At 64.7% G+C, this 1,633-nt stretch carries 2 protein-coding genes; both read left to right on the top strand.

The window, feature by feature from the left end; translation table 11 throughout:
* On the top strand, positions 1–1,103 hold a 1,103-nt coding region (locus tag G4Z14_RS18680), incomplete at its 5' end, for an ABC transporter permease (protein ID WP_164628471.1).
* Between the two features lie 3 nt (positions 1,104–1,106).
* Positions 1,107–1,633: ATP-binding cassette domain-containing protein (locus G4Z14_RS18675; protein ID WP_164628469.1), on the top strand; the 527-nt coding region annotated here is incomplete at its 3' end.

Raw genomic sequence — 1,633 nt, 5'->3', positions numbered from 1 at the left:
CGACCCACGGGCTTGGCGGCCTAAGATATGATCCTGCGCGTCGGGCGCGGGCTGCGGAGTGGAATGTGGCTTTGGCGCTGGTGATCATGGTGGTGATCTTCGAGGTGCTGAACCGGCTGCAGGGGGGTTCGTTCCTGTTCAACCTGCGCGACGGGGTGGACAGCCTGTTCAACATGCAGCGGCTGGACATCATGATGCTGCAGGTGGCCATTGTCGGGATCATCGCGCTCGGGGTGACGCAGGTCATCATCATCGGCGGGATTGACCTCAGCTCCGGCTCGGTGGTGGGGGTCACGGCCATGGTGGCGATGAGTTTTGCCCAGACGGCGCTGGTCAACGGCAACCCCAATCCCAAGGCGATCTTCGGGCCCTGGGCGATGGATCTGCCGGTGATCGTGCCGATTGCCATCGGGCTGGCCTGTGGCGCTTTTGCCGGTCTTGTCAATGGCTTGCTGATTGCCTACACCCGCATTCCGCCCTTCATCGCCACGCTGGGCATGATGGTGGCGGCGCGCGGCGCCTCGCGCTGGTGGTCGAACGGCCAGCCGGTCAGCTTCCCGACGGAAAGCTATGGCAGCCTGTCGAACGGCGATGTGCTGGGCTGGCTGAGCTTTGGCATCCTGAGCTGGCAGGGCCAGAACCCGGCAGTGGTGTTCATCCTGCTGGCGGGGCTGTTCTGGGTCATGATGCGCTTCACGCTGTACGGCAAGCGCACCTATGCCATCGGCTCGAACGAGGCGGCGGCGCGGATGTCGGGGATCAACACCGACCGCCACAAGGTGCTGGTCTATGCCATTGCAGGGCTTCTGGCCGGGGTGTCGGCGGTGCTTCTGACCTCCAAGAACCTGACCGCACAGGCCGGCATGGGCATGATGTACGAGTTGGACGCCATCGCCATGGCGGTGATCGGCGGGGTGTCGCTGTCGGGCGGGCGCGGCTCGATCCTCGGCACGGTGCTGGGGGCGATGATCTTTTCGGTCATCATCTCGGGCTTCACCTCGATCCAGCTCGACGCCTATTACCAGGAGATGGTGAAGGGCGCGATCATCGTCGGCGCGGTCATCCTGGATCAGTGGCGGCAGGGCAAGCGGGCGAGAGGATAAGCCATGAGCAAGATCATTCTGGAAACGCGCGGGCTGACCAAGCGCTATGGCGGGGTGCATGCGCTGGAGGATGCCAATTTCACCTTGCATGAGGGCGAGCATGTCGCCGTCGTCGGCGACAATGGCGCCGGCAAGTCGACCTTCGTGCGGCAGGTGACGGCGGTGGAGCAGCGCTCGGCGGGCGAGGTGTTCTTCGACGGCCAGCCGGTGAACTTCGCGGGGCCCCTGGAGGCGCGCGAGGCCGGCATCGAGACGGTGTTCCAGACGCTGGCGCTGGCCGACGATCTCGATGTGCCGTCGAACCTGTTTCTGGGGCGCGAATTGTTCAAGTTCCGCCTTGGCCCGTTTTCCTGGCTCGACCGCAAGGCGATGCGCGAGCGCACGCTGGAGGCCTTGAAGACGACGGCGGTGAAGATCCCCAATGTCGACAACCCGATCCGCAACATGAGCGGAGGCCAGCGGCAATGCGTGTCGATCGCGCGCACGGCGGCCTTTGCCTCGAAGCTCGTGATCATGGACGAACCGACGGC

This window comes from Tabrizicola oligotrophica (genome assembly GCF_011008935.1).
GTDB lineage: Bacteria > Pseudomonadota > Alphaproteobacteria > Rhodobacterales > Rhodobacteraceae > Tabrizicola_A > Tabrizicola_A oligotrophica.
Note: the sequence above shows the minus strand (reverse complement) of the source record. Positions and strands in the feature narration are given on the sequence as shown.